This window comes from Mesorhizobium sp. M6A.T.Ce.TU.002.03.1.1, assembly GCF_003997275.1.
Taxonomy (GTDB): domain Bacteria; phylum Pseudomonadota; class Alphaproteobacteria; order Rhizobiales; family Rhizobiaceae; genus Mesorhizobium; species Mesorhizobium mediterraneum.
On record NZ_RZTI01000033.1, the window covers coordinates 1 to 26,841 of the forward strand.

Genomic DNA, 26,841 nt, shown 5'->3' on the forward strand with positions numbered 1-26,841 from the left:
GGATGACGTTGCGGCCGGCGATGTCGCCGGCCCGCGCCACTGCGTGCAGGCTGACGGCGAGCGGTTCGGCGAGTGCCGCCGCCTGGTAGGCGACATCAGGCGGGACCTTGATGCATTGCGCGGGTGTGGCGTCGAACACGCTGGCAAAACCGCCCTGCATGTGCGGCGTTTTCGACGCCGAGCCCATGAAATAGATGTTTTCGCAGAGATTGGCGCGGCCCTCCGCGCATCGCGCGCATTGTCCGCACCAGCGCGACGGGTTGACCGCCACGCGATCGCCGACGGCAAGTCCTGACGCGTCCGCGTTGATTTCCACGATCTCTCCGGCGACCTCGTGGCCGAGCACGAGCGGCGATGTGACGACAAAATCGCCGGTCCGCGCATGCCGGAAATAGTGCAGGTCGGAACCGCAGATGCCGCCTGCGCCGAAGCGCACGCGCACCATTCCCGGTGCGAGGGGGCAGAGCGGGTGCTCGACGACCCGCAGATCCTCAGGGCCGAACAGCGTCGCAGCGACTGCGCTATCGATCATCGGATCAGTCCCATTTGCGTCGGTAGCCACAGCGTGATGGCGGGGATGAAGGTGATCAGGATCAGCGCAACGATCAACGGAACGAGCCAGGGCAGAATTGCCATGGTCGTGCGCTCGACCGACAGCTTGGCGACCCGCGAGAGGACGAACAGCACCATGCCGAGCGGCGGATGGAGGAGACCAATCATCAGATTAAGCGTCATGATCAGGCCGAAATGCACCGGGTTGATGCCGTACACGGCGGCCACCGGCAACAGGATGGGCACGAGAATGGTGATCGCCGCGATCGTATCGAGGAAGCAGCCGACCACCAACATCAGGACGTTCACCAGGATGAGGAAGACCCACTTGTTGTCGGTCAGCGCGAAGATGAAGGTCGAGAATAGCTGTGCCGCTTGGCTGACGGTGAGCAGCCAGGCGAATATCGAGGCGGCCGTGACGATGAAGAGCACGGAGGCCGTCGTCTCGATCGTGTCGAAGCTGGCCTTTGCCAGCGTGCGCAGCGTCATCGTGCGGTAGCGCACCAACCCGAGGAAAAGCGACCAGATCACGGCGGCCATCGCCGCCTCGGTCGGCGTGAACCAGCCCATCGTCATGCCGCCGATCAGGATTACCGGCGTCATCAGCGCCATGACCGCGGAGAAATTGAAATACCAGTCGGCCGCAATCAGCACCAGCAGCGCGATGCCGACCGCGACATTGATGGACAGGCCAAGCTGCACCAGCAGATAGCAGGCGAGCGGGAAGGCAGCCACCACCAGCACCTCGCCGGCAGCTTCGGCGAGCCGTCCAAGCTCGAACGACGTGTCGGAGCCCCAGCCGCGCCTGTAAGCGAAGATGGCGACCGTCACCATCATCAGCACGGTCATCACCACACCGGGCAAGATGCCGGCCATGAACAGCGCGCCGATCGAGACATTCGCCATCATGCCGTAGATGACGAAGGGCAGCGACGGCGGGAAGATCGGCCCGAGCGTGGCCGATGCTGCGGTGACCCCGACGGCCGCCTCGATCGGATAGCCGTGATCCTTCATCGCCTTGATCTCGATCGTGCCGATGCCGGCGGCGTCGGCGAGCGCGGTGCCCGACATGCCAGAAAAGATCACCGATCCGATGATGTTGACCTGCGCCAGGCCGCCCTTCATCCAGCCGACCAGGGCAAGGGCGAAGGCGTAGATGCGCCCGGTGACGCCCGCAATATTCATGAGATTGCCGGCAAGGATGAAGAAGGGAACGGCGAGCAGCGGAAAGCTCTCCACCCCGGCAATCATGCGCTGGGCCGCAATGATGTCGGGCGCGACGCCATAGAGCACGAGGTAGAGCACCGAGGCAGTCGCCATCGACACGGCTACCGGCACGCCAATCAGCATTAGGACAAGAAAGCCTCCGACCAAAAGCAGCATCGCTCAGTCTCCCGCCGTTTCGAACGCACCCGGGCGCTCAAGAACCGAATAGCCGCGCCTGTAGTTGCCGACAAAGACCTGGATCGAGCGCACGAACATCAGCGCGAAGCCTGCCAGGACGGCGTAGAAGAACCAGCGGCGCGGCAGGTTGACGGTGACCATGCGTTCGTGCGCCACGATCGAGACGTAGCGCCACATCAGCCAGGTTCCGTAGGCGAAGAAGACGACACGAATGACGTCGACAGCGAGTGCCAGCCAGCGGCCGACACGCTCCGGCAGGTAATGGTAGAGTACATCGACATGGATGTGACGCGAGACGCGCACGCACATGGCGGCGCCGAGAAAAACGACGACGACCAGCGCGTTGATGGCGATCTCCTCGGTCCAGGCAAGGCTGTTGTTCAGCGCATAGCGGGTGAAGAACTGCAGGAAGACACAGACGACCATGCCCCAGAACACGGCGAGCGTGATCCAGTCCTCGATGCCGTGGTCCGACAGGTCAATGTGTACCGGCACCTCCTCGAAAGCGTGGGCGATCTCTTCGACAGTGATCTCGGCATGGTGTTCCTCGGCCATTGGCGCGGGCTCCCGAAGCTGGTGAGTCGTCAAGGGTTGGAAAGGCCGTCCGGCGCAACGTGGGGCCGGACGGGCGGGCAGGTTAAAGCGGCGAATCCGGTTGCCGCTCTATCCCCTTGTCTGAGCACCTGATTTTCCCGATACTCTACTTGATCGCGCGGATCGCTTCCCAATCGGCCTTGTTGTAGCCAAACTCCTCGAACGTGACCTTCTCAAGCACATTCTTCTCAAAATCGGCACGGTCGATGTCGGTCACGGTGATGCCGCGATCCTTGAACACCTGCACCAGTTCCTTTTCGCGCGCGACGATCTTTGCCGTGGCACGGGCGGCCGCCTCCTGCATCACCTCCGTGAAGATCTGCTTGTCCTCGTCGGAAAGCGAGGCCCAGCGCGACTGCGATACGATCGTGTTGAGGTGATCGACGATGTGTCCGGTGAGCACGATGTGCTTCTGCACCTCGTAGAATTTCTTCGCCTCGATGGTGGTCAGCGGGTTCTCCTGAGCCTCGACTGTGCCGTTCTGCAGGGCCAGATACACCTCGGCGAAAGCGATCGGCGCGGTGTTGGCGCCGCAGGCACGCGGCATGGCGAGATAGGCCGGCACGTCGGGGACGCGCATCTTCAGACCTTGCATGTCGGCGCATTTGGCGATCGGCCGGTTTGAGGTGGTCTGCCGGGTGCCATAATAGGTGGTGGCCGTTATGTGATGGCCGGACTTTTCCTCGTAGCCCTTGGTCAACGCCTTGTAGACGTCGCTTTTGGTGTATTTCAGCAGATGGTCGGCGTCGCGGAAGATGTAGGGGAAATAGGTGACGCCGATCGGCGGATATTCGCGCGCCGCGAAGCTCGACCCGGAGATGATGATATCGACCGTGCCGAGCGTCAGGCCCTGGTTTATGTCTGCTTCCTTGCCGAGCTGCGAGGCCGGATAGACGTCGACGGTGTAGCGGCCCTGAGTGCGCTTCTTAATCTCCTCCGCTGCCCACACGGACTCGGTATGGAAGGGCTCCGACGTCTCATACACGTGGGCCCATTTCAGAGCTGTCTGCGCCGAGGCCGAAGCCAAAGGCATAGCGATCGCTGCGATCGCACCGAGTAGAACTGCGTATTTTCTCAGCATTGTGTTCCTCCCTGAGGTTGGATTTGACTGCTCCGACCGGATCTCCCCCCGGCCGACTGCTAGATATTTTAGTTGAGCATCGGATTTCCCAAAACCGATTCCTGCTTTTGGGTCCGATGCTCTATTCCGCGACCTCCCTGGCCACGGATTTCTCACCGAAATTGCGTGAGAATCTCAGTTGCGACTGACGCAGATGTTCCTGCATGGCGGCCTTCGCCCGTTCGGGCTCGCGCGCCGCGATCGCGTCCCGCACCGCGCGATGCTCCTCCGCGGCGGCCCGCCAGGAATCCCTGTTCTCGAAATAACTCGACAGGCGTTCGAAATATGGGTTCATGCGCTGGTCGAAAAGCTCGCCGATGCAGCGCACCAGGACGGCGTTTCCGAGAATGCCCGCCACCATCGTATGGAACTCGCGGTCGAGCGCGATCGTCGTCTTGGTCGGGTGAGGTATGTCCTCCATCCGGCGCAGCACGTCGTCCATATGTTCGATGTCGATCGGCCGAACATGGAGGGCGGCTTCGGCGGCGATCGCCCCTTCGATGAACTCGCGTGCCCGCAACAGCTCGAACGGGCCTTCATCCATCTCTGCAGTCAAAACCTCGGCACGCGGCCGGTCGGTGACGTAGATGCCGGAGCCGACGCGAATGCGTATGCGCCCCTCGACCTCGAGCGCGATCAGCGCTTCACGGACGGTCGGGCGGGAGATGCCAAGCTGATCGGCCAGTTCGCGCTCAGTCGGCAGGCGATCGCCGACTACGAACTCGCCCGCGTCGATCAGCTGCCTGAGCTGATCGGCGATCTGTCGGTAAAGTCGACGCGGTTCAACGGCCTGGATCGGCATTCTCACCCAGTTCTACTTCAACAGAATCATCGGGCTGGTCCCGGATCGGTAAATTGGTCTGACCTATTAATCGAAGGTGCCGCGAAAAAAGCGGAGAGTCAAGCAGCAGAGAACGCCCATGGAACTCATTCTCCGTGTCTTTCTTGGAAACGACGGATCGGCCATGGCTGGACGGCAACTCTTGACCTTCCAGCAACTGGAAGGCTTATCGAATGGTTTCGCCGCCAGCACCATCTCCGGGAGTTTCTAGGGGAAGGGCCTATGGCGCGGCGCGTTCAAGGAGGCGGGCCGAAACAGTCCGTCGCTCTAGGTCAGTGGAGAGAAAACCGACAGGAGTTCCGCAGTGTTCGTACAGCCCGTCGACTACTTTCTTGCAGTCTGGTTCGTTCTAGCGGCCCTCAGCACGGCTTACGTGGCGTGGGATCAGTTCCGCAACAATCCCGAGCCCGTGGTAATGAAATGGGGCTTCATCCTGGTCACGCTCTATATGGGGCCGCTGGGGTTGCTGATTTACGTGCTGGCCGACAAGGAGCCTCGGCCGGGCGAACACGAGGCGTTCACCAAGCCGCTCTGGAAGCAAGGCGTCGGCTCGACGATCCACTGCGTCGCCGGAGACGCCACCGGCATCATCCTCGCGGCAGCAATCACCGCCGCTCTCGGGCTGCCGATGTGGATCGACCTCATCGTCGAGTACGTTGCCGGATTCGCTTTCGGCCTGTTCATCTTTCAGTCGCTGTTCATGAAATCGATGATGGGCGGCACCTATTGGGAGAATGTCCGCAAGAGCTTCATGCCAGAGTTCATCAGCATGAATTTCATGATGGCGGGCATGGCGCCGGTCATGAGCTTCCTGATGATGGGCAGCGACATGCGGGCCATGGAACCGACCGAGCTCCTGTTCTGGGGCGTGATGTCGTTTGGCGTGATTGTTGGATTCATCACTGCATATCCTGCCAACGTATGGATGGTGGCCCGTGGCCTGAAGCATGGGCTGATGACCGAACGCAAACCGGAATTCGACAAGGCGAGGGAAGGCAGGCGCGAGCACGCGCATAGCGGCGCGGAAGCCGGGGTAGCGGGGCACCGTCACCACGAGGAAAAGCGCAAGCCTGAACCGACGGGAGATCGACCAAGCCACAGCGCTCACGCGCGCGTTGACGAACACGCTAACCCTGGACATGGCGGCGCGGGCGGCAATCCAGGGGTTGGCCATCATGGATCCGGCCACAGATCGACGCATGGGGGAGCGGGCATCGCTGCCTTTGCGAGGATCGGCCGTCATCCGCTTCATCCTATGCTCGTGCCGCTTCCGATCGGATTTTTCATGGCGGCACTGCTTGCCGACATCGCCTATTGGCTTACGGCTTCGCCGGCAACGGCGAGCGCAGCCACATGGCTGATTGCCGGCGGCGTCGTGACCGGCGCCGTCGCTGCTACCGCGGGTCTGGCCGACTTTTTGGCAAACGCCGAGATTCGCGCGCTCTACCACGCACGCTATCATCTCGTCGGAAACGTCGCGGTTCTGGCGATAGGAGCAGCCAGCCTGTGGTTGCGAAATTCAGTGGGTGAGGCCGATACCGTGCTGCCTTGGGGTCTCTCAATGTCCGCAGCAGTCGTCGCCCTGTTGGCATTCACGGGGTGGCATGGAGGCGAGATGGTCTTTGGCCACGGCGTCGGCATGCAGGCGCATCAGCATGAAGCTGGGCACAGGGTCCGTCGGCAGGGATCTCGATCCGGCCACGGCTCAGCCCATGGCAATGGGGGAGGCGGGTCGCGTGGTCCGCATGGCGGTCACGGGATGGAACCGGATGCAACTGTCCCGCAACTCGCGGCCTTCGGCGGCGTGTCCGTGCTTGCGCTGGCGCTCGGCATGATCGCTCCGGCCAATTGGGTAAACCTCACCCTCAGCGCGCGAGACGTCGGCGGCGCTATCATGCCGCCGGGTATGGTTATGGACCGCGACACGCCGGCTGCAGCGATGCTCGACATGGCCGCCGTGCATCCTCGCCTGGTCACGGCCAGTCATGGCCTGGAGGTACGCGGCGACCGGGAACTGCAAGCCAGGATGGAGAACGGGGTGAAGGTGTTCGACCTTGAAACGTCGGTCATCCGCTGGGCGATCCTGCCTGACGTGAAAGTCGATGCCTATGCGATCAACGGTCAGGTTCCGGGCCCGCGGCTGCATATCCGGCAAGGCGACCGCGTGCGCATCAACGTCACGAACCGCCTGCCGGAGAGCACGACCCTGCACTGGCATGGATTGATCCTGCCGAACGAAATGGATGGCCCGGCCGAGATCACGCAGGAGCCCATCCCGCCCGGCGGCAGCTACCGATATGAATTCACGGCGGGCCAATCAGGGACCTACTTCTATCACTCGCATGACCATGTCGATCGCCAGCAGGCGCTCGGACTCTACGGCGCGCTCATCATCGATCCTGCCAATCCCCAGGACGAGATTGCGGCAGACCACGACTATGTTATTCAGCTTCAGGAATGGCTGATGCGGGAGGGCCTGACCTTTCCGTCGATGCCGATGGACGGTGGGCAGCCGAATTATTTCACGATCAACGGCCGCGCCTATCCTTCGACGGACACGATCAGGATGAAGGTCGGCGAAACTCTGAAGGTACGCTTCATCGGCACCAATAATGGGTTTATCCACCCGATGCACATCCACGGCGGTCCATTCGAAGTTGTCGCCCGCGACGGCGAGACGATCCCGGAGTCGGCGCGTTTCCTTGCCGACACAGTCAACGTCGGACCAGGGCAACGCTACGATGTCGTCTGGCAGGCACGTCGGCCCGGAAAATGGCTGATCCACTGCCATATCGGGCACCATACGACCAACAACAATGTCGAAGAGAAGGGCGGTGGCGGACTGATGGTCGTGATCGATGTGCAATCCTGAAGCCCTTCCGCAAAGCGAAAACATAGATGGATGTGTTTGCCGTATACGGCGGCCTATTTGCTGTTGCCTTCGCCGCGGCGACCATCCTTCCGGCGCAGTCGGAGGCCGCCCTTGCAGGGCTCCTCGCCACGGGTTCCTTCTCGCCCGCAGTGCTGGTTGGTGTCGCCAGCATAGGCAACGTCCTGGGCTCGGCGGTGAACTGGGGGCTTGGTCGAGGGATCGAACGCTTCCGGGACAGGCCATGGTTTCCGCTGCGTCCTGCGATGCTCAACCGCGCAACGAACTGGTATCGCCGTTACGGTAGATGGTCGCTCCTGTTAAGCTGGATGCCGATCATCGGCGACCCGCTGACCGTGGTCGCTGGGGTCTTGCGCGAGCCGCTATGGAGCTTTGTCGCAATAGTCGCCCTCGCGAAGGTTTCGCGTTATCTGGTCGTCGCCGGGGCGGTGCTGAACCTGATGTAAAACCGGAATCGCGGACATCGCAGCGCCGCTTTTTGCGCGGGCCATAAACAGGCCATACAAAAATGTATGAAAAATGTGGTGGCACATGGCGGCTTCGAGCAATACCGTCCTTACAACAACCTTCACTTTTGGTTGCACTGCAGCAAACTGGTCGAGGGCGGCCTTGACAAATCAGCCGAACAATTGTCGGAAGGGTTGATGAGGACTCTTGGTCGATTCACGATCCTAGGAAACGCACCGCTCCGAGCAATGCTGGCGGTTTTGTTCCTGGTCATGTCGGCTCTTCAGCCTGGTCTGTTCGCCACAGCCAATGCCACGGGTTTTCACGCCGGGGTGCATCTCCAGGCCGAGACAGCCGCACACGATATGGGCGATCACGGCGCCACGGCGGACGACGCGGACACATCGGAGCATCATCACGGCGCCAAGCAATCCGCCGACAAGAGCTGTGAAGCCCATTGCGCGCCGGCAAATGCCGTGCCGGTCGACTGCCCTGACTTGGAGCATGTTGTCTCCCGTTGCTTTGCGCCCGTCGTTGCCGTCACTTTGCCGCTTGGCGAATACACAGCGCTCATAAGGCCCCCCAAACATCTGAACTGACGCGCCCTTTCGGGGCGTTCGCGCGCAGCGTCGGGAATCCGTTCCCGCGCGGCCAAACGCATACGTCATGTTTCAGGTCTACAATGAAAATCGCAAGCTCCGCGATGCTCGCATCGCTGTTAGTTACCGGATGTGCGGCAACCACGCCGCCGGACATCCTTCCCGCCTTCAATCCGGCCGATCCCGCAATGGGCGTCCGTGATGTGCACTACCACCCGGTCGTCGTCGACTATCGCCACCGGGAGCCAGTCGATCCGCGGAATTGGCGGCGTCTCAATCAAGAACGTTCTCCCGTGAACCCGGGAGCCGGATCATGACGCGCCGGTTCCTGACCATAGCTGCAGTGGTGACCATTCCGCTGATCGCAGCCGGATGCACGACCAGCGGGGTCCTTGATGGCATCTCGGCCCCGATGGCCGGCTTCACGACAGTTGCGGCGCGTGCCGAGTCCGTGACCGGCAAGAAAACCGTATGGGTGCAATCCAGCGAGGAAGCGCGGACGGCTTCAGAGCGCGTGAAGCGCCTCGTCCAGAAGAAGACAATCGGCCCGGACACCGCGGTGCAGGTCGCCTTGCTCAACAACAAGGGCCTGCAGGCCGCCTACGCCGAGATCGGTTTGTCGGCGGCCGACATGTGGCAGGAGACGATGCTCGTCAATCCGACGATCTCCGTCGGCATGATCGGTGTCGATCCCGTGCGGACGATTGAAGGAGCGGTGGTCAGCAACATCCTTGCGCTGGCGACCCACAAGCGGCGCGTCGCAGTCGCGGATGCACGTTTCCGTCAGGCCCAGCTCCGCGCCGGCGAAGAAACGCTACGACTGGCTGCGGATACGCGGCGGGCCTGGATCAATGCTGTCTCGGCCTGGGAGAGCGTTTCCTATCTGAACAAGGCGCAAGCCGCCGCCGACTCTGCCTCCGAACTCGCTCAAAAACTTGGAGAGACGGGTGCCTTCACAAAGACCGGCCAAGCCCGCGAACACGTCTTTTATGCCGAGATCACCGGTCAGGCGGCGGAAGCGCGGCTCGCTGCCCGGACTGCCAAGGAAGAGCTCACCCGGCTGATGGGTCTATGGGGACCGGACGTCGATTACTCGGTCCCCAACATGCTTCCAGCCCTGCCCAAAGGGGCCAAGGCCAAACGCGCGATCGAGGCTGAGGCGCTAAAAAATCGCGTCGATCTCGAGATCGCGAAACTTGAGCTGGAGGCGCTGGCGAAATCCTACGGTCTGACCGAGGCGACGCGCTACGTCAGCGACCTGGAACTACTTTCCGGCGTCGAGGTGGAACGCGAGGAGTCGGAGGAGGGCGGAACGGAGACGAGTGTCTCACCCACTCTCGAGCTCGAGCTCGTCATTCCGATTTTCGATGCCGGCAAGGCACGCATGCGCAAGGCCGAGCTTGCCTACATGCAAGCCGCAAACCGGTTCGCGGAAAAGGCGGTCAACATCCGGTCGGAGGCGAGATCCGCCTATGACGCCTACCGTTCGACCTACGACATTGCCCGGCACTATCGGAACAATGTTGTGCCGCTGCGAACAAAGATCGAGGCGGAGTCGGTCCTCACCTACAACGGCATGATCACCAACACGTTCGAGCTGCTGGCGGACACACGCGCGAAAATCAGCTCGATCATGCTTTCCCTCAACGCCAAGCGCAATTTCTGGCTGGCCGATGTCAATCTCGGAACCGCCATCCACGGCGGCGGCGCGAGCGCGTCCGGGGGCGGCGACGCACCGGCCGCGGCCGAAGCAGGCGCCGAAGGCCACTGAATTCAAGGAGAAGAAAAATGCTTTCAAGACGTCAGTTGTTAGGCGCGGGAGCCCTGCTCGCCGGCGCCACTGCATGGACCAAAACGTCCGCGATGGGGCTGCCCGACGCACCAATCATGGAGTCCCCTGATATGCAGCCTCCGATCTTCCCGACGAGCGGACCGGACTACCAGCCGGTCGTGACGCTCAATGGCTGGACCCTTCCGCATCGCATGAACAGCGGCGTGAAGGAGTTCCACCTCGTGGCCGAGCCGGTCGAGCGCGAGATGTCGCCCGGCATGACTGCCTATCTCTGGGGCTACAACGGTCAATCTCCCGGCCCGACCATAGAGGCGGTTGAGGGCGACCGAGTCCGCATCTTCGTAACAAACAAGCTGCCGGAGCATACGACGATCCATTGGCACGGCATGATCCTGCCCAACGGCATGGACGGCGTGACCGGTCTTACCCAGCCCGGGATCCCGCCCGGCAAGACCTTCGTCTACGAGTTCGACCTCGTGAAGAGCGGCACATTCATGTACCACCCGCACGCCGACGAAATGGTCCAGATGGCGATGGGCATGATGGGCTTCTTCGTCATTCATCCCAAAGACCCGAAATTCATGCGCGTGGACCGCGATTTCGTGTTCCTGCTGAACGCCTTCGATATCGAACCGGGGTCGTACGTCCCGCGCATCATGGAGATGACGGATTTCAATCTCTGGGGTTGGAATAGCCGCGTCTTTCCGGGGATCAGTCATCTTCCTGTGGCGAAAAACGACCGGGTCAGGGTTCGCGTGGGCAACCTGACCATGACCAATCATCCGATCCACATGCATGGTTACGACTTCGAGGTGACCTGCACCGATGGCGGCTGGGTCCGGCCGGAGGCGCGGTGGCCGGAGGTGTCGATCGACATTCCCGTCGGCGCCATGCGGGCATATGAGTTCGAAGCCAAATACGAGGGCGACTGGGCAATCCATTGCCATAAGTCGCACCACACAATGAACGCCATGGGCCACGACGTGCCCACGTTCATCGGCGTCGACAACTCGAAAGTCACCGACAAGATCCGCCGGGTCCAGCCAGAATACATGGCCATGGGTGACCGCGGTATGGCCGACATGGGCGAGATGGAGATGCCACTTCCCGACAACACGATTCCGATGATGACCGGCTGGGGCCAATTCGGCGCCATCGAGATGGGCGGCATGTTCTCAGTTGTGAAGGTTCGCGAGGGTCTGGCCTCGAACGATTACGCCGATCCGGGATGGTACCAGCATCCGGAGGGAACCGTGGCTTACGAGTGGAAGGGGGATGTCCCCGCTCCGACGAAATCAGGCGACGCAAAAACGATGGCCCCGGCAGCGCACGGCGGTCACGGCAAACAGGGATGAGAAACCGAAACCCCTCAACCTCAACAATGAGAGAAAGTGCAGCATGAAACGTATAATCGCAGCGGCCGTTTTGATGGCGGTCAGTTCGGGAGCAGCTCTTGCCGGTGGAACCCATGCCGGAGGCCATGGCGACAAAGCCGCCACAATGCCGATCGGCAGCCCTGGCGAGGCTAGCAAGGCAAAACGGTCCATCAACATCTCGATGTCGGAGAAGGACGACGGAAAAATGTTGTTCCAACCGGCCGTCCTCAAGGTGAAGAAGGGCGAGACCGTTCGCCTGAAATTCATCAACAAGGGCCAAATCGATCACGAGTTCGTCATGGACGTCCACGACGGAATTATGGAGCACAAGGCGCTGATGGAGAAATTCCCCGAGATGGAGCACGCCGATCCCAACGCGATCCGGCTGGCGCCCGGCGCCAGAGGCGAGATCATCTGGACGTTCGCCAATGCCGGCGAATTCGGCTTCGCCTGCCTGGTCCCGGGCCACTACGATTCCGGCATGAAGGGCGACATCACCGTCGCCAACTGACTGCTAAACCGCAAAGGAAGCTAATCATGACACTATTGGTAAAGGCTCTCTCGGCACTCGCGCTCGTGCTCGCCATCGGCGGGAGCGCGCTTGCGCAGGAATACGTGAAGGGCGAAGTCATCAAGGTCGACGCCAAACAGAAGAAGCTGACGATCAAGCACGAGCCGCTGACCAATCTCGACATGCCTGCGATGACGATGGTGTTCGTCGTCGCCGAGCAGGGCCTGCTCAAGAAGGTCAAAACCGGTCAGGCGATCGAGTTCACAGCCGACCGCGTCAACGGACGCATCACGGTCACCGGCATCAAGTGATCCGGGACTGGTGCCGCGGGTTGAAAAATCCGCGGCGCCGGAGGTTTTCGCAAGCGATCCGGCGCGACAGTTTGCAAGGTGATGAGTTCCAAGGCGCTTTTCGCCTGGGACCGTGTTGTCGATCCAGTGCACGGATGTTGAGACGTCAGACCCCAGTACCTGGCCGGTGGAAAGGCCGCGTCGCCGACTAAGGGCACCAGGCCGAAAAACCCGCCGTCAAAACCTCACTGAGACATCGCTTCGGACGCCATCGCGGGCAGAAGCAAACTGGCCAAAAGGTCATCAACGCTTGGCGCACCAAGCCAGATGAGAGATTAGCATTATGAAAATTCTCTTAGTCGAAGACGACGAACAAATCAGCCGTTACATCGAAAATGGACTGAGCTCTTCCGGCCATGTGGTCGATGTCCTGACAGACGGGCGCGATGCTTTGCTTGTCGGACTGCGCGAACCCTATGACGTCGCCATTGTGGATCGGATGCTGCCTGGCCTCGATGGCTTGTCGCTCGTGCGGGGTCTTCGAGGCGCCGGCGGAAAGGTGCCAGTGATTTTCCTGACGGCAGTGGGCGGTGTCAACGATCGAGTTGAGGGATTGGAGGCAGGTGCGGACGATTACTTGATCAAGCCTTTTGCATTCTCCGAACTCCTGGCTCGGGTCAATGCTCTGCAAAGGCGCCCTCCGATCACCGCCGAAAAGGCAAAGCTGAAGGTGGCTGATCTGGAATTGGATCTCTTCAGCCGCCTCGCCACCCGCGGCGGAACGACGATCGAATTGCTCCCTCGGGAGTTCGCGCTGCTTGAACTCCTGATGCGTAACGAGGGCCGCATACTGACGAAGACCATGCTCCTTGAGCGGATCTGGAACTTCAACTTCGACCCACAAAGCACCGTGGTGGAAACCCATATTAGCCGACTGCGGGCGAAGATCGACAAACCATTTGATGTTCCGCTCCTGCGTAACACACGCAATACCGGCTACACCATTCATGGCCAACGCTAGTATCGCCAGAAGTACGTCGATCCGCCTTGCCGCCTTCTACATCTCCCTGTTTCTGCTTTCGTTCCTTGGAGCCAATTTCGTCGCTTACAACATGGTCGCCGCCTATCTTTACGAGCGGCTGGATTCCAATGTGACGGAGCGGTTCCGGGAGATTTCTTTCGCCTATGACGCGAACGGTGTCGATGGTGCTGCCGCCATGATCCGAAGCCATGGCCCGGCAATCAGGGGACAGGAGACGCTTTACACACTGAAGGATTCCGACGGCGACTTCCTGGCTGGCAACATTGATATTTCCGACGTCCCGCCGGGATTTTCTACGCGCGCACCGACAAGCCACGAGGCGGCGCTCAACAACTACCGGCTCTACCGGAAGAACCTGGACGGCTACGACCTAACCGTCGGCGTAAGCTATGACGACACCGATCGCTTGCGCGGCATCGCGCTTGTCAGCTTCGGATGGGGAACGGCGATCGTACTTGCGGGAGGGCTCGGCGCGGGCGCGGTGTTGGCCTTCCGCACACGGCGGCGTATTGCTGGACTGTCGCGCGCTATGAAAGCCGTCGGCGCTGGCGAACTCGCTACCCGCCTGCCACTCTCCTTGCGCGGCGATGACATCGACATACTGGCAGCTGAGATAAATGTCGCGCTTGCACAGCTACAGGCCAACGTCGCGGCGATGACGCAGGTAACGACGGACATCGCGCACGATCTCAAGACGCCGATCGGTCGGCTGTTTCTAACACTTGAGGCCGCTTCCGAAAGCAAAGACCAAACGGCCATCAGATCGCTCATCGAAAAAGCTATGGGCGAAGTTTCGCATATAGCCGGCACGTTCGAGGGCTTGCTGCGCATCTCGCAAATCGAGTCCGGCGCACGCCGTTCGCGATTTGCGCAGGTGAACGTTTCGGAGTTGGTCGCCGAAATCTACGATATCTATAGCCACATCGTCGAGGACGCCGAGCGTTCGCTGGTTCTGTCCAGTGACAGCCGAAACACGGCCTCATTCATATGGGGCGATGCCGATCTGCTGAAGCAGATGTGCGTAAATCTTATCGTCAATGCAATGCGCCATACGCAACGAGGAGCCCGGATTGCGATCGGTGTCACGACGCAGGCGAATCGCTGCGCAATCGTCGTCAGCGACAACGGACCGGGCATCCCGGCGGCGGAGCGGCTGAAAGTGTTCAAGCGCTTCTATCGCCTGGAAAAGAACAGGACCACCGAAGGGACAGGGCTCGGCCTAAGTCTGGTCAAGGCCATATCGGATATGCACGGCGCGACAATTTCCCTGGGCGACAACAGGCCCGGCTTAATCGTGGAAACAGAGTTCCCGCGTAACCTATGAAAGCGTTTGAGGTTAGTCACGTGGACGGATGGTTCATATCGCCTATGACGAAACTGCAAATATTCAATAGTGGTTCGATCAGACCAGAGTTCGCATACCCGCCACGAAGGGAAATCGCCCGTTCCGGGTAGCGTGGTATAGCCGGCGGTATTGGTCGCCAGGTCCGGCGTACGCCGGCGGATGCGCGCCTACGGCAATGACTTTCTATATTCTGGTGCGGACCTGCCTGCGCATCAGCGGCTATGTCTGATACGATATCGCCGGCGAAAACCTCAGCTCCGACGTCGTTGGGATAGTTATCATAAGCGGGCCGTTCGCAAGACAGATGCACGCTCACGGACCGAGCTCGCCACCGTGCGCGTCTATGCTCAAATCAGACACTACCCGTCGCTCGGTGACGCTGCGACCACATCACGACTGATGACAGCATTGCGGGTGAGAGCAGCATCATGAGGCGTTGCTTGTGTAGGCGACGACCATCCCGAGGGGGTGGTGGAGAGTCGGTTTCCTTGGTGCGGTGTGCTGTGCTGTACAGGCTTGGTTGAGGAAGCAGTCGAAAGGACAAACCAGCCGGCGCATTGCCGGCTGGTTTGTCCTGCACTGGCTCCGCTGGGAGGATGCGGAGCTGCGGTGTTGAGCCGGCTACCGGCCCGCCCAGCTGGCGCGCTGGCGGGGGCTCCCGACCTGCCACGATGAGGGGCTCACAGCTTCGACCCGATTGTAGGCGGAACTGGAATTCTCGATATTGCCATTGTCGAGCACTTGGGAAGGTACGTCGGGCTTGGATGCCGATTTCGTGGTTTCGCCCGTCGATCCATGGCCGTGCAAGACCCCGTCGATGCGGGGGCTTGTTGCGTTTGTGCCGCTGTTGGCGACACTGGCCGTGGTCATTGCCGCGAAGACTATCAATGCATATCCGATGGTGTGTTTCATGGTTCAGTCCTTTTGTCGAAAGCGAGCGTTCGAACGCTCAGCAACCACAGACTACCGGGTCGAATTCACGGGCACCTTCCCTCAGATTTACATTTTTGTGATTCTCATGCGTAGCCGCGGCTGAAACCGAAATCGGGAAGATCAGTTTTGAAGATGTTGAACGGCTGTCTCAGTTTCTCTTACGCCGATGCATCGGCTATCCAATGCGGCTTCAAAGGGAAAGAGCGCGTTCAACCAGGCGGGAGCGCGCTGGCGCAGGAATATGTGAAGGGCGAAGTCATCAAGGTCGACGCCGAACAGAAGAAGCTGACGATCAAGCACGAGCCGCTGACCAATCTCGACATGCCTGCGATGACGATGGTGTTCGTTGTCGCGGAGCAAGGCCTGCTCGGCAAAGTCAAAACCGGTCAGGCGATCGAGTTCACAGCCGACCGCGTCAACGGATGCATCACGGTCACCGGCATCAAGTAATCCGGGACAGGCACCGCGGGTTGAAAAATCAACCCGCGGCGCTGTGCTGTCGAAAATGCCATGAGTACGGAAGTCAGGAGGAAGGGGCCGCGCAGAAAATCCTCCAGAGATTTTCTTTCCAGTCATCATGTACGGAGCGGTTCAGAGACATCTCTATGGGATATTTTCGCACACCTACGCTCACATATGCCGGATAACTACAGCGAACGCGTGCATGATGCCTGCCGGTATCTTCGTACCTGATGACGCCGTTCGCGTCCGTCTCGACGAGGCCAATAGCGACGTCAAAGTCATAATCCCCATATGGCGAGACACTGTTGTCCATGACGCTGAGCTGGACCGAGGTGGCATCTGGAAAACTGGCGGTGTAAAAGACCAGTTGCTCCGCCGCCATCGAGGGCGTAGCCACCAACACGCCGGCAAACAATGCAATGGCGCGCATTTCCTCCTCCCGAGGATCCAGAGCGAGACTATCACCTCTCGCGTCAATATTCTAATTACTGTTCCGGGCAGTGGATCGAGGCATTCCGATGCGCGTTGCGTTGCATGTCTCCTCCCATCCGTTATCTCCAGTCAGGACCATCAATGGCAAATCCTCCGCGCCGACCGACAAATCCAATGGCTGCCGCCGAAGCCGCCTTCAAGCCAGTCAAGAAGCCGGCCCCACCGGTTCGCGAAGCCGCAGTTGCTCCAAGTGTCAGAGAGCTTGTTTCAATCAGGATTGATCGAGCTGTCCTGGATTATTTCCAGGGGGACGGACCCGGCTGGCAGGACCGCATTAACGATGCTTTGCGGGCCATGGTCGAGAAGCGGATCGCCGCCGAGGGCGATCGTTCAGACGACATCACCTGACGAAAATGTGAGCGCCTGGTGATCTTTTCTTGGAATGCAGTATGTGCCATGGAAGCCTGTGAAGATCTGGATCATATTCCCGCGTCTGCTTTCGATTCTGGCCGTCGTGAGCCTTCTCACCGCGCCGATGGTGACAGCGTCCGCTGCGCTGACGATGGTTGTCGATCCCGCGGCGACGATGGCGGATATGGCATCCATGCCGGACAGCATGCCCAACTGTCCCGACGAGAGTCAGCCGGCACCTGATTGCCAGAAATCCTGCCCCCTCACGGCCTTGTGCGTCGCCAAGTGCTTTCCGAGCGCTTCGACGGCCGCAGCAATCATGCTGGCCCGGTTATCTCAGGCTGACCTGCTCGCGCCTGGCGACAGAGACGGGCGCGATCTCCCGGCTTCTCCGCCGCCTCCCAGACCCCCACGAACCTAAGTTCTTCGACGGCTCCATCGGGGCCGTTTGTCGCCGCGTGGCTGACGGCCCCGTGGCGAGTGCCCGTGGCTTTGGCATGAGCCTGGCCACGAACTTGCCGTGCATTCCGTACGGCTGAAAGGATGAACTTGGGGAAACTGACAATGAACTTTTGCAATGCGAAGCACGTTGCAGCCGCGGCGCTGATCGGTCTTGCTCTCGGCAGTGCCAATTCGAAGGCATGGGCTGGGATCGACGATTACGAGTTTCAGCTCGTTCAAAGCGCGATCAAGACGGGCGATGCCGCGATTGTCGCCGTCCGTCTCGTCGACAAGCGGTCCGGCAAGGTGGTGCCCGACGCTGTGATCTTTACCCGGCGCATCGACATGGCACCGGACGGTATGGAGGCGATGACCGCGCCCGTCGAGGCGCTGCCGTCCGAAGAGCCCGGCATCTATCGGTTCAAGACCAACCTCATCATGGCAGGAGGCTGGCGCCTTTCGATCGCCGCGAAAATCCAGGGCGAGGCCGAAACAGTCGAGAGCCGTTTGGAATTCAAGGCTACCCAATGAGCAGGCTCGGCTCATTCGTGGCGATTGCCGTATTGGCGGCGGGCGCGGGCGCCGGCGGATACTGGGCGGGCCAGCGCGATCTGTCCGTCCCGGCGGTGGTGCAAATTATCAGCGCCAATATCGTAAGCGCGCTCGGAGCGGAACAGACCCCGACGGTTGTCGGCTCGTCTGCCTCCGATCCAGTCATCTACTATCGTCATCCTGACGGCGAACCAGTCTATTCGTCGACACCGAAGCAAACCCCGGATGGTCGGGATTTCGTGGCGGTGCTGGCGAGCGAAGACGTGAGCTTCGAGGCGCGTCCCAAGGACGAGGCGAAGGGGGCCGAAGCGACGGCGCCGGGCGAGCGGAAAATCCTCTACTACCGCAATCCGATGGGCCTGCCGGATACATCGCCGACGCCAAAGAAGGATTCCATGGGGATGGCCTACATCCCGGTCTTCGAAGGCGAAACGAAGGACGGCGCGACCGTCAAGCTATCGACCGGAAAACTGCAGCGAACGGGTGTGAAGACGGTACCCGCCACCAGAGGCGCAATCGTACGGCCGGTCCGCATTCCCGGCACCGTCACGTTCGATGAGCGCCGCGTAAGCGTCGTCTCGATTCGCACCGAGGCGTTCCTCGAAAAAGTGGCCGACATCACTACGGGAGAAACAATCAAAAAAGGGCGGCCCCTCGTCAGTTTCTATGCCAAGGAAATAGCTGCCGCGGGCGCGCTCTACGCCGCCGATCTAAGGAGCGGCTCGAGCAAGGCAACCGCCAGCGGCAGCTTGCAGCGGTTGACGAACCTTGGCGTTCCCGCCGAAGCAATCGTCGAAATCGAGAAAACCCGGAAGGTGCCGATCTCGGTGACGCTTGTAGCGCCACGCAATGGCGTTGTGTTGGAACGCAGGGCCGTCGACGGCATGATGGCCGAAGCCGGGGAAACGCTGTTTCGGATCGCCGACGCCTCGACCGTCTGGGTGATGGCTGACGTGCCAGAATACGAGCTGAGCTCTGTTCGCGTCGGAGACAAGGCGACTGTGCGCATCCGCAGCTTGTCGGGCAAGGTCTTCGAAGGCAAGGTCGGCCTGATCTATCCGGAAATCCAGGGCCAGACTCGGACCGCGAGGATTCGCATCGAACTCGCAAATCCCAACGGGCTGTTGCTTGCCAACATGTATGCCGATGTGGAGATCGCGACGGGCGGCAACGATCCTGCCGTAACCGTGCCCGACAGCGCCGTCATCGACACGGGCGATCGACAGGTCGTTATTGTCGACAAAGGCGAAGGCAGCTTCGAGCCGCGCGACGTGAAGGTCGGCATGCGGGGCGAGGGCATGGCCGAGATCACGCAGGGCATTACCGAAGGCGAAAAGGTCGTCGTATCTGCGAACTTCCTGATCGATGCCGAAAGCAACCTCAAGGCGGCGCTCAGCGCACTGACGCCCGCGGAGGCGCAGCCATGATCGCCAACCTCATTGCTTGGTCGACGCGCAACCTGGTTCTTGTCTTCTTCGCCAGCGCGCTCGCGGTCGGGGCAGGCGTCTACGCTGTCAAGACCTTGCCGCTCGATGCCATACCCGACCTGTCGGATGTGCAAGTTATCGTCTTCACAGACTATCCGGGCCAGGCTCCGCAAGTTGTCGAGGACCAGGTCACTTATCCGCTGACGACTTCGATGCTGACCGTGCCGCGATCGAAGGTGGTCCGCGGTTTCTCGTTCTTCGGAGTGTCCTTCGTCTATGTGATTTTCGAGGACGGCACCGATCTCTACTGGGCTCGAAGCCGCGTGCTCGAATACCTGAACGCGGCCGCCAGCCGGCTACCCGACGGCGTTGCCCCAACGCTCGGACCCGACGCGACAGGCGTCGGCTGGGTCTATCAGTATGCCGTCGTCGCCAAGGAACTGTCGCTCGCCGAACTCCGATCCCTTCAGGACTGGGTCGTTCGTTTTGCGGCCTCGAAAGCCGAAGGCGTTTCGGAGGTCGCGAGCTTCGGAGGCTTCGTCAAGCAGTATTCGATCGTCGTCGATCCGGTGCGGATGCGCGCTCAAGGCGTAACGCTCGCGGAAGTCGGCGAAGCGGTGCGCACCAGCAACATGGATACCGGCGGGCGAACGGTCGAGATCTCCGAGTTCGAGTTCATGGTGCGCGGGCGCGGCTATCTGAAGAACGTGGCCGACATAGAGAGCATCGTGCTCAAGACCGTGGGCGGCGTGCCGCTCCGGCTTGGCGACGTGGCCAAGGTCGAAATCGTGCCGGACGAACGGCGCGGTATTGCCGAACTCAACGGGGAGGGCGAGGTTGCAAGCGGCATCGTGCTTCAACGGGTCGGCGCGAATGCTCTGACCGTCATCGAGAATGCCAAGGAGAGCCTCCGCGAGATCGAAAAGAGCCTACCAGGCAACGCCAAGATCATCCCCGTCTACGACAGGTCGGAACTCATCAACTCCGCGATCAAGACGCTGAGGTCGACATTGGTGGAGGAGAGCATCGTGGTCGCTCTCGTCACCATCGTCTTCTTGCTTCACGTCAGAAGCGCGCTGGTGGCGATCATCATGCTGCCGGTCGGCATCCTAATGGCCTTCGCCGCGATGAAGCTGCTCGGCCTCGGTTCGAACATTATGAGCCTCGGTGGCATGGCCATCGCCATCGGCGCGATGATCGATGCGGCCATCGTAATGATCGAAAACGCCCACAAGCACCTCGAACGCGCGCCACCGGGCAAGCCCCGCATCGAAGTGCTGGTCAACGCCGCAGCAGAAGTCGGACCCGCGCTATTCTTCAGCCTGCTGATCATCACCGTCTCATTCCTTCCGATCTTCACGCTTGAAAGCCAGGAAGGCCGGCTGTTCGGGCCGCTGGCTTTCACGAAAACCTTCGCTATGGCAGCGGCAGCGCTGCTTTCGGTCACGCTCGTGCCCGCTCTGATGGTCATCTTTGTCCGCGGCCGGATCATCCCGGAACATCGCAACCCGCTCAACAGGCTGCTAATCGGTCTCTATCGGCCGATCATTGCCGGGGTGCTGAAGGCGAAGACCTTCACTATCCTGCTCGCCGTCGTGGCTCTTGCCGTGACGGTCTGGCCGGCGCGCCAGCTCGGCAGCGAGTTCATGCCGAACCTCGATGAGGGGACGCTGATGTACATGCCGACCACCTTGCCGGGAGTTTCGGTCACCAAGGCGGCCGAATTGATGCAGATGCAAAACCGGATCATAAAGTCCTTTCCGGAAGTCGATTCCGTCTTCGGCAAGGCTGGCCGGGCTCAGACCGCGACCGACCCCGCGCCGACCGAGATGTTCGAGACGATCATCAACCTCAAACCGAAATCGCAATGGCGGCCCGGGGTCACTTCGGAAAGCCTGAAGACCGAGATGGACGCAGCACTGCAGTTTCCGGGCGTGTCGAATGCCTGGACGATGCCGATCCGCGCCCGTATCGACATGCTGTCCACGGGCATACGCACGCCAGTCGGAGTCAAGGTCTACGGGACCGAACTCGGTGAAATGGAAAACGTTGCTCGGCAGATCGAGGCGGTGCTGCGGGCGGTGCCCGGCACGTCGAGCGCCTATGCCGAGCGGGTGATAGGCGGCTACTATCTCGACATCGTGCCGGACCGAGCCACCCTTGGGCGCTACGGCCTCTCGGTCGGCGATGTTCAGGAAGTGATCTCAGTGGCGCTTGGCGCGAAGGTCATTACGTCCACTGTCGAGGGCCGTGAACGTTATGGCGTTGCGATCCGCTATCCACGCGCTCTCAGAAGCGATCCCGGCGCGATCGCCCGGGACGTGCAGATTGCGCTGCCCGGCGGTGGCTCTGTGCCGCTCGGCGAGGTCGCCAAGGTCGAACTCACGCGCGGCGCGACCTCGATCCGCACCGAGAACGGCCAACTCGCCGTCTACATCTTCGTCGACATCGCTGGCCGCGACCTTGGCGGCTATGTCAACGAGGCTCAAGCCGCAGTCGCCGCCGAAGTGAAGCTACCACCCGGTTATTCCGTCGCCTGGAGCGGGCAGTTCGAATATCTCGAGCGGGCCCAGGCGCGGCTGAAGATTGTCGTGCCGCTGACGCTGGCGCTGATTTTCCTGCTGCTCTACCTCAATTTCCGCACGCTGACCGAGACGCTGATCGTCATGCTATCGCTGCCCTTTGCGATCGTCGGCGGCATCTGGATGATGTGGTGGCTGGGCTTCAACATGTCGGTTGCGGTCGCCGTCGGTTTCATTGCGCTCGCGGGCGTGGCGGCCGAAACGGGCGTCATCATGCTGATCTATCTCGACAAGGCGTGGACGGATACGAGGGTCAGATGTGCGGCCCAGAAGCGTGGTTTGACAAGCACGGATCTAAACGAGGCGATCATGTTCGGCGCCGTCGAGCGGGTGCGACCGAAGATGATGACAGTCGTCGCCATCATGGCGGGCTTGTTGCCGATCTTGTGGAGCACGGGAACCGGATCGGAAGTCATGCAGCGCATCGCCGTCCCTATGATCGGCGGCATGATTTCCTCAACGATCCTGACGCTCGTCGTGATTCCGGCCGTCTACGGCATCGTTAAGGGCTGGCGGTTGCCGAGGCGGAGTGTCGTTGAAGAACCGCTGGTAGCGGCTCCGACTAGATTGGCCGCGGAATAGGAGGAGCAAAAAAGTATCAGATGATGTCGGGCGGCATGTGGGGATGCATCATGCCGGCAGCACACCGTCGCCGGCGGGCAAGCTCCCGATAAAACGCCTCCGGCGTAACGGCGATCTCCGACGCAACATGATGCCAGCGTCCCTTGGGTGGCAAGACGCCGCCGTTGCATGCCATCCAGGCGCTGACTCTCGCCGCGACGGATTTCAGGGATAGTATCTCTGCCCGCGTCCGCGTCCGGTGGACCTCGCCTGCCAAGTGTCGCAGCAGTGCGGAGGTCAGCGCGCGATCGCTTTCGAGCACCGCCTTGGCCTTGGTGATTGGCACGGCGCGCACCGTCGATTCCTCGGTTGCCAAGGCGTCGCAATGATATCGATCCGCAAACAGCGAAGCCTCGGCCAGGATCGAAGCCGAGCCGGCACGCTGCAACGTCAGCTGGAACCCGTCGGGAAGTGCTCGGACAAGGCGCAGTTCTCCCGCGGTGACCAGGAAGAGCGACAGCACCGGGTCGTCCATACGAAACAGGACGCTGCCGGCAGGGAGAGAATGCTCGCGTTCCGCGAGTTCGAGGAATCGCGCGAAGAGGAGTTCCGACATGATTACAATCATGTTTCAGTTTTTGCGGCCGTGTCAAACGTCGCAAACACGAAACGCTGGAGATCGCTCGATGAACCGCATCCCCATTGCCGTGCTGTTTCTTCTGCTGACTTTTCTTGCTGCCCCTCACGGGCTGGCGCAGCAGCATGGCGACATCAACCATCACAAGGCCGTTGCAGGAAAAGACCCAACCACCTCGTCTTATTCCGGGATGGAGAAACGCCGCGTGAAGGCGCTCTCGGACGAGCAGATTTCCGACCTTATGGCGGGGCGAGGGATGGGTCTGGCATTGGCGGCCGAACTCAATTCCTATCCGGGTCCGTCACATGTCCTCGATCTCCGTGATGCTCTTGATCTCAGCGACGAACAGGCCTCGTGGACCAAGGCCCTGCTGGATCAGATGAAGGCAGAAACCATCCCGCTCGGAAGACGAATCATCGAGGAAGAAACCGAACTGGACCGCTTGTTTTCCGAACGAAAGATAACGTCGACGCACCTCGTTGAAATGACAAAAACCATCGCCGACGTGCAAGGCGCGCTACGAGCAGCGCACCTGCGCTATCATCTCGATATGGCCGAGTTGCTCACCTCTGAGCAGATCGGCCGGTACTCGCAGCTTCGCGGATACTCTGGCCGGGTCGATTGAACAGGGTTACGCACGCAACTTTGGCTTCATCAGCGGACGCTATTGCGCGACCGCACCTTCCAGGTAGCCGATTATCGCGGCGCGCTGGGCGGCGTTGGGAACGCCCACTGTCATCGACGTGCCTGGCACCCTCTGGCGCGGTGCTGCAAGGAAGCTATCGAGCGACTGGCTGTCCCAAACGATCCCTGATTCCCGCATAGCGGCCGAATAGCGGGCACCCTCGACGCTGCCAGACGTGCGGCCGATAACGCCCGACAGATGCGGGCCGACCCTGTTCTGGCCCGGCTCGAGGCTGTGGCAGGTGCCGCAGCGCTGCCGGAACAGCCGCTCGCCGTCTGCCTGCTGCGCGGAAGCGGCGCTCGGTAACAGCAGGCCGCCGGCGACCAAGAGCGCAGCCAGCGACCTACGCGCTCGCGTGACAGACGTCTGCAGGGATGCAGTCGCTGCTCCGGCGGAAATGTGGGTGCGTGTCGTGGCATGTGAATGGTTCATCGGATGACCTTTGCTGAACGTTCGGGGAGGGGCTTTGCTGGTAACCGGAGGCTTCCGGCAAGGCCAGCCGCTCACCAGCGAGAGCGGCGGCTGGGTCGAGGAGGCGCGGGGAGGATGCAGGTCGTGACTTGTCCTTCGCTGCGACAGCGATGATCTAATTATGGCGCGGCAGCGCGGGAGTTCCGATCGCGGGACGGTTTCGGGATCGCAGTCCGGTCGGGGGTTTCGTCTCAGGCACGGGCGCCGGGGCAAGCTGCTTGGCCATGTCGATCAGCGGCAGCCTGATAATCGCGCGAAGGCCCTCGCTCCGGTTCTCCAGCACGATGTCGCCGCCATGGTGACGGGCGATGGCGCGGGCGATTGACAGGCCGAGCCCGACGCCGCCGGTCTCCCGGTTGCGCGACTGCTCCAGGCGGAAGAAGGGGGCGAACACCTGTTCCATGTCGCCTTGCGGAATGCCGGGTCCGGCGTCCTCGACGACGATGTCCAGACTGTCGTCACTCCTGACCAGGCTCACCTTGGCCTGCTCGCCGTAGCGGACGGCATTTTCGACGAGGTTGCGGATCGCCCGGCGCAGGGAGTCCGGCCGGCAGCGATACAGCACCTTGGGCCCGTCATTGACGGTGACGTTTTGGCCCAGCTCCGCGAGATCGTCGCAGAGGCTGCCGACCAGTGCTGAAAGGTCGACGGTGCGCGTCGCCTCTACCGCGGCGTCCTCACGCGCGAAGGCGAGCGCCGCTTCCGTCATCGTCTGGATTTCCTCGATGGTCTTCAGCATCTTTTCCTGGAGTTCGTGATCCTGGACAAACTCCGCGCGCAGCCGCAGCGAGGTCAGCGGCGTGCGCAGGTCGTGGCTGATCGCCGCAAGCATCCGCGTGCGGTCCTCGACGAAGCGCTGCAGGCGCTCCTGCATGCGGTTGAACGCCTCGGCGGTCTGGCGGATGTCGTCGGGTCCTGATTCTGGCAGCCGCGGCACGGCCTCGCCACGACCGAACAGTTCGGCGGCATTGGCGAGCCGTCGCAGCGGACGCGCGATTGCCTGCGCCCCGAAAATCGCGATGGCGGACAGGATGAGCGCGGTGAGCGCCAGCGATATCGCCGATTGCGTCGTCCAGAAGGCGTTCGGCATTGCCTTGGCGTAGGCGGCATTCAGCCAGGTGCTGTCGTCGAGACGAACCGAAAGGCCCATGCCGTTTGGGGCGGCGTCCATATAAAGAAACTTGGCCGGCCGCGAGAAGGGCCTGCCATTGCCGGACAAATCCAACATGCGCGGCGGCACGGAACGATCGGCGGCATCGACTGCGTTCGAGGCCTGTCCGTTCATGTAGGCGGCATATTTGCCGGCAATCCCGGGCAGCGGCTTGGCGAGCTGGGTAAATGCCTCCTGTTGCCAAGCGAGGGGATTGCTCGGTCCGTCGTCCGAGGTCCAGAAACGCGTATAGGCCGTGCCGCTGACGTTGAGGATGTCGGGCCGAAGCGATGGCGGCGTGGTGTCAAGCAGAAGCGCCAGCGAGGAGGTGCGGCTGACGAACTCGCCCTTGGCCGCCGCGTGCAGGGCTTGGCCGCGCTCGTCCCACGAGATCAGGAACGTGATCGCCTGCGACAGGGCGAGCGCAAGCAGCACCAGCATGAGGAAGCGGGCCGCCAGGCTGCGTCTCCACAACAGCATCATGCCTGGGCCACCTCGGCGGTGAAGCAGTAGCCGCCGCCCCAGTGCGTCTTGATCAGCATCGGACTCTTCGGATCCGCCTCGATCTTCTTGCGCAGCCGGCTCACCTGGTTATCGACGGCCCTGTCAAACCCGTCGGCGGTGCGCCCGACCGTGAGGTCGAGCAACTGATCCCGGCTAAGCACGATTCCGACATGCTCGATGAAGGCGGTGAGAAGGCGGAATTCAGCCGTGCTGAGCGCGACTGCCACGCCGTCGAGACCGACCAGCTCGCGGCGGCCGACATTCAGCGTCCAGCGGTCGAACCGAAGCGCGTTCGACTTGAGGCGGCCGCGCTGCGGCGGCAGGCTGTGGACGCGCCTGAGCACAGCCTTGATCCGCGCCAGCAGTTCCCGCGGGTTGAACGGCTTGGTCAGGTAGTCGTCGGCCCCGATCTCGAGGCCCACGATCCGGTCGATCTCCTCGGCCATGGCGGTGAGGAAGATGATCGGAACGTCGACCGTCCCGCGCACGTGCCGGCAGGCGGCGATGCCGTCCTCGCCAGGCATCATGACGTCGAGCACGATGAGATCGGGCAGGCTGCGGTCGAGCAGCCGCTTGAGCGCGGCCGTGCTGTCGGCGACGCTGACGCGATAACCCTGCTGGGTGAGGTATTTTCCGACGAGGTCGCGGATGTCCCTGTGGTCGTCGACGACCGCGATGTGCTGCGCCACTTCCATGCAATGCTCCAAAGCCGCCGCCAAATAGTCGGCCAGTATCGACGATATCTAGTTTGCGTCTACACGGATGATCACCTTCCGCACCATGGCGGCAA

General features: G+C 61.4%; 28 protein-coding genes. 16 read left to right on the forward strand and 12 right to left on the reverse strand.

Annotated features, from left to right (window positions below; genetic code table 11):
* From EOC93_RS12900 to EOC93_RS12920, 5 genes are all read right to left on the reverse strand, one after another.
* The coding region (locus EOC93_RS12900; RefSeq protein WP_164759127.1) for an alcohol dehydrogenase catalytic domain-containing protein at positions 1-532 on the reverse strand (532 nt) is incomplete at its 3' end.
* On the reverse strand, positions 529-1,935 hold the full coding sequence (locus EOC93_RS12905) for a TRAP transporter large permease (RefSeq protein ID WP_095485189.1): 1,407 nt from the start codon (positions 1,933-1,935) through the stop codon (positions 529-531). The genes EOC93_RS12900 and EOC93_RS12905, both read right to left, overlap by 4 nt.
* A 3-nt stretch (positions 1,936-1,938) precedes the next feature.
* Positions 1,939-2,511 carry a TRAP transporter small permease gene (locus EOC93_RS12910; protein ID WP_095485188.1) on the reverse strand — a complete coding sequence of 191 codons (573 nt, stop codon included), beginning with the start codon at positions 2,509-2,511 and terminating at the stop codon, positions 1,939-1,941.
* Between the two features lie 145 nt (positions 2,512-2,656).
* Complete coding sequence (locus tag EOC93_RS12915; protein WP_095485187.1) at positions 2,657-3,631, reverse strand: sialic acid TRAP transporter substrate-binding protein SiaP; 975 nt, start codon at positions 3,629-3,631, stop codon at positions 2,657-2,659.
* A 121-nt stretch (positions 3,632-3,752) separates the two neighbouring features.
* Positions 3,753-4,472: a FadR/GntR family transcriptional regulator gene (locus EOC93_RS12920; protein ID WP_095485186.1), complete on the reverse strand. Its 720-nt coding sequence runs from the start codon at positions 4,470-4,472 to the stop codon at positions 3,753-3,755.
* A gap of 118 nt (positions 4,473-4,590) precedes the next feature.
* Between EOC93_RS12920 and EOC93_RS35360 the strand changes: the two genes are divergently transcribed.
* The 10 genes from EOC93_RS35360 to EOC93_RS12970 all read left to right on the forward strand — a co-directional run bounded on the left by EOC93_RS35360 (position 4,591) and on the right by EOC93_RS12970 (position 14,782).
* Positions 4,591-4,722 carry a hypothetical protein gene (locus EOC93_RS35360; protein ID WP_281033141.1) on the forward strand — a complete coding sequence of 44 codons (132 nt, stop codon included), beginning with the start codon at positions 4,591-4,593 and terminating at the stop codon, positions 4,720-4,722.
* Positions 4,723-4,815: 93 nt separating this feature from the next.
* Positions 4,816-7,383 carry a DUF4396 domain-containing protein gene (locus tag EOC93_RS34785; RefSeq protein WP_127204793.1) on the forward strand — a complete coding sequence of 856 codons (2,568 nt, stop codon included), beginning with the start codon at positions 4,816-4,818 and terminating at the stop codon, positions 7,381-7,383.
* 26 nt (positions 7,384-7,409) lie between these two features.
* A complete protein-coding gene (locus EOC93_RS12930) occupies positions 7,410-7,847 on the forward strand; it encodes a YqaA family protein (protein WP_095485185.1) in 438 nt (145 codons plus the stop codon).
* Between the two features lie 66 nt (positions 7,848-7,913).
* Positions 7,914-8,447, forward strand: a complete 534-nt coding sequence (locus tag EOC93_RS12935) for a hypothetical protein (protein ID WP_095485184.1) — start codon at positions 7,914-7,916, stop codon at positions 8,445-8,447.
* 313 nt (positions 8,448-8,760) lie between these two features.
* Positions 8,761-10,218, forward strand: coding sequence for a TolC family protein (locus EOC93_RS12945; protein ID WP_127204794.1), 1,458 nt, complete (start codon positions 8,761-8,763; stop codon positions 10,216-10,218).
* Positions 10,219-10,235: 17 nt separating this feature from the next.
* On the forward strand, positions 10,236-11,594 hold the full coding sequence (locus EOC93_RS12950) for a copper oxidase (RefSeq protein ID WP_095485181.1): 1,359 nt from the start codon (positions 10,236-10,238) through the stop codon (positions 11,592-11,594).
* Positions 11,595-11,637: 43 nt separating this feature from the next.
* Entirely contained in the window at positions 11,638-12,126 is a 489-nt protein-coding gene (locus tag EOC93_RS12955) for a cupredoxin family protein (RefSeq protein ID WP_095485180.1), read from the forward strand.
* Positions 12,127-12,152: 26 nt separating this feature from the next.
* Positions 12,153-12,437 carry a copper-binding protein gene (locus EOC93_RS12960; protein ID WP_095485179.1) on the forward strand — a complete coding sequence of 95 codons (285 nt, stop codon included), beginning with the start codon at positions 12,153-12,155 and terminating at the stop codon, positions 12,435-12,437.
* A 322-nt stretch (positions 12,438-12,759) separates the two neighbouring features.
* Positions 12,760-13,437 (forward strand): response regulator transcription factor, encoded by a 678-nt coding sequence (locus EOC93_RS12965; protein WP_095485178.1) that lies wholly within the window; start codon positions 12,760-12,762, stop codon positions 13,435-13,437.
* The gene (locus EOC93_RS12970) at positions 13,379-14,782 is read left to right on the forward strand and encodes a HAMP domain-containing sensor histidine kinase (RefSeq protein WP_245461454.1); all 1,404 of its coding nucleotides are present in this window, start codon (positions 13,379-13,381) and stop codon (positions 14,780-14,782) included. Before EOC93_RS12965 ends, EOC93_RS12970 begins: the two co-directional genes overlap by 59 nt.
* A gap of 642 nt (positions 14,783-15,424) precedes the next feature.
* On the opposite strand, the gene EOC93_RS12975 is transcribed toward EOC93_RS12970, so the two are convergent.
* Positions 15,425-15,715, reverse strand: a complete 291-nt coding sequence (locus EOC93_RS12975; protein WP_127204795.1) for a hypothetical protein — start codon at positions 15,713-15,715, stop codon at positions 15,425-15,427.
* 147 nt (positions 15,716-15,862) lie between these two features.
* Between EOC93_RS12975 and EOC93_RS12980 the strand changes: the two genes are divergently transcribed.
* Positions 15,863-16,186: a copper-binding protein gene (locus EOC93_RS12980; protein ID WP_245461450.1), complete on the forward strand. Its 324-nt coding sequence runs from the start codon at positions 15,863-15,865 to the stop codon at positions 16,184-16,186.
* A 73-nt stretch (positions 16,187-16,259) separates the two neighbouring features.
* Here the strand turns inward: EOC93_RS12980 and EOC93_RS12985 are convergent, their stop codons facing one another.
* Positions 16,260-16,628 (reverse strand): hypothetical protein, encoded by a 369-nt coding sequence (locus EOC93_RS12985; RefSeq protein WP_127204796.1) that lies wholly within the window; start codon positions 16,626-16,628, stop codon positions 16,260-16,262.
* Positions 16,629-16,771: 143 nt separating this feature from the next.
* On the opposite strand from EOC93_RS12985, the gene EOC93_RS12990 reads away from it, so the two are divergent.
* Complete coding sequence (locus tag EOC93_RS12990; protein WP_095485173.1) at positions 16,772-17,038, forward strand: BrnA antitoxin family protein; 267 nt, start codon at positions 16,772-16,774, stop codon at positions 17,036-17,038.
* Here the strand turns inward: EOC93_RS12990 and EOC93_RS34085 are convergent.
* A complete protein-coding gene (locus tag EOC93_RS34085; protein WP_158302551.1) occupies positions 17,021-17,248 on the reverse strand; it encodes a hypothetical protein in 228 nt (75 codons plus the stop codon). The genes EOC93_RS12990 and EOC93_RS34085 overlap by 18 nt on opposite strands.
* 357 nt (positions 17,249-17,605) lie before the next feature.
* On the opposite strand from EOC93_RS34085, the gene EOC93_RS13000 reads away from it, so the two are divergent.
* Genes EOC93_RS13000 through EOC93_RS13010 form a run of 3 tightly spaced genes read left to right on the forward strand, consistent with a single transcriptional unit; the run spans position 17,606 to position 22,625 of the window.
* Positions 17,606-18,013, forward strand: a complete 408-nt coding sequence (locus EOC93_RS13000) for a FixH family protein (protein WP_095485172.1) — start codon at positions 17,606-17,608, stop codon at positions 18,011-18,013.
* Positions 18,010-19,461: an efflux RND transporter periplasmic adaptor subunit gene (locus tag EOC93_RS13005; protein WP_095485171.1), complete on the forward strand. Its 1,452-nt coding sequence runs from the start codon at positions 18,010-18,012 to the stop codon at positions 19,459-19,461. Before EOC93_RS13000 ends, EOC93_RS13005 begins: the two co-directional genes overlap by 4 nt.
* Entirely contained in the window at positions 19,458-22,625 is a 3,168-nt protein-coding gene (locus tag EOC93_RS13010) for a CusA/CzcA family heavy metal efflux RND transporter (RefSeq protein WP_127204797.1), read from the forward strand. The genes EOC93_RS13005 and EOC93_RS13010 overlap by 4 nt, the downstream gene beginning before the upstream one ends.
* A gap of 16 nt (positions 22,626-22,641) precedes the next feature.
* Here the strand turns inward: EOC93_RS13010 and EOC93_RS13015 are convergent, their stop codons facing one another.
* Positions 22,642-23,220, reverse strand: a complete 579-nt coding sequence (locus EOC93_RS13015; protein WP_164759128.1) for a Crp/Fnr family transcriptional regulator — start codon at positions 23,218-23,220, stop codon at positions 22,642-22,644.
* A gap of 70 nt (positions 23,221-23,290) precedes the next feature.
* On the opposite strand from EOC93_RS13015, the gene EOC93_RS13020 reads away from it, so the two are divergent.
* Complete coding sequence (locus EOC93_RS13020; RefSeq protein WP_127204799.1) at positions 23,291-23,866, forward strand: periplasmic heavy metal sensor; 576 nt, start codon at positions 23,291-23,293, stop codon at positions 23,864-23,866.
* Positions 23,867-23,905: 39 nt separating this feature from the next.
* Here EOC93_RS13020 and EOC93_RS13025 read toward each other — a convergent pair whose 3' ends face one another.
* From EOC93_RS13025 to EOC93_RS13035, 3 genes are all read right to left on the reverse strand, one after another.
* Positions 23,906-24,358, reverse strand: coding sequence for a c-type cytochrome (locus EOC93_RS13025; RefSeq protein ID WP_127204800.1), 453 nt, complete (start codon positions 24,356-24,358; stop codon positions 23,906-23,908).
* A 154-nt stretch (positions 24,359-24,512) separates the two neighbouring features.
* Positions 24,513-26,030 carry an ATP-binding protein gene (locus EOC93_RS13030; RefSeq protein ID WP_127204801.1) on the reverse strand — a complete coding sequence of 506 codons (1,518 nt, stop codon included), beginning with the start codon at positions 26,028-26,030 and terminating at the stop codon, positions 24,513-24,515.
* Positions 26,027-26,746 (reverse strand): response regulator, encoded by a 720-nt coding sequence (locus EOC93_RS13035; protein WP_095485165.1) that lies wholly within the window; start codon positions 26,744-26,746, stop codon positions 26,027-26,029. Before EOC93_RS13035 ends, EOC93_RS13030 begins: the two co-directional genes overlap by 4 nt.
* Positions 26,747-26,841 lie beyond the last annotated feature (95 nt).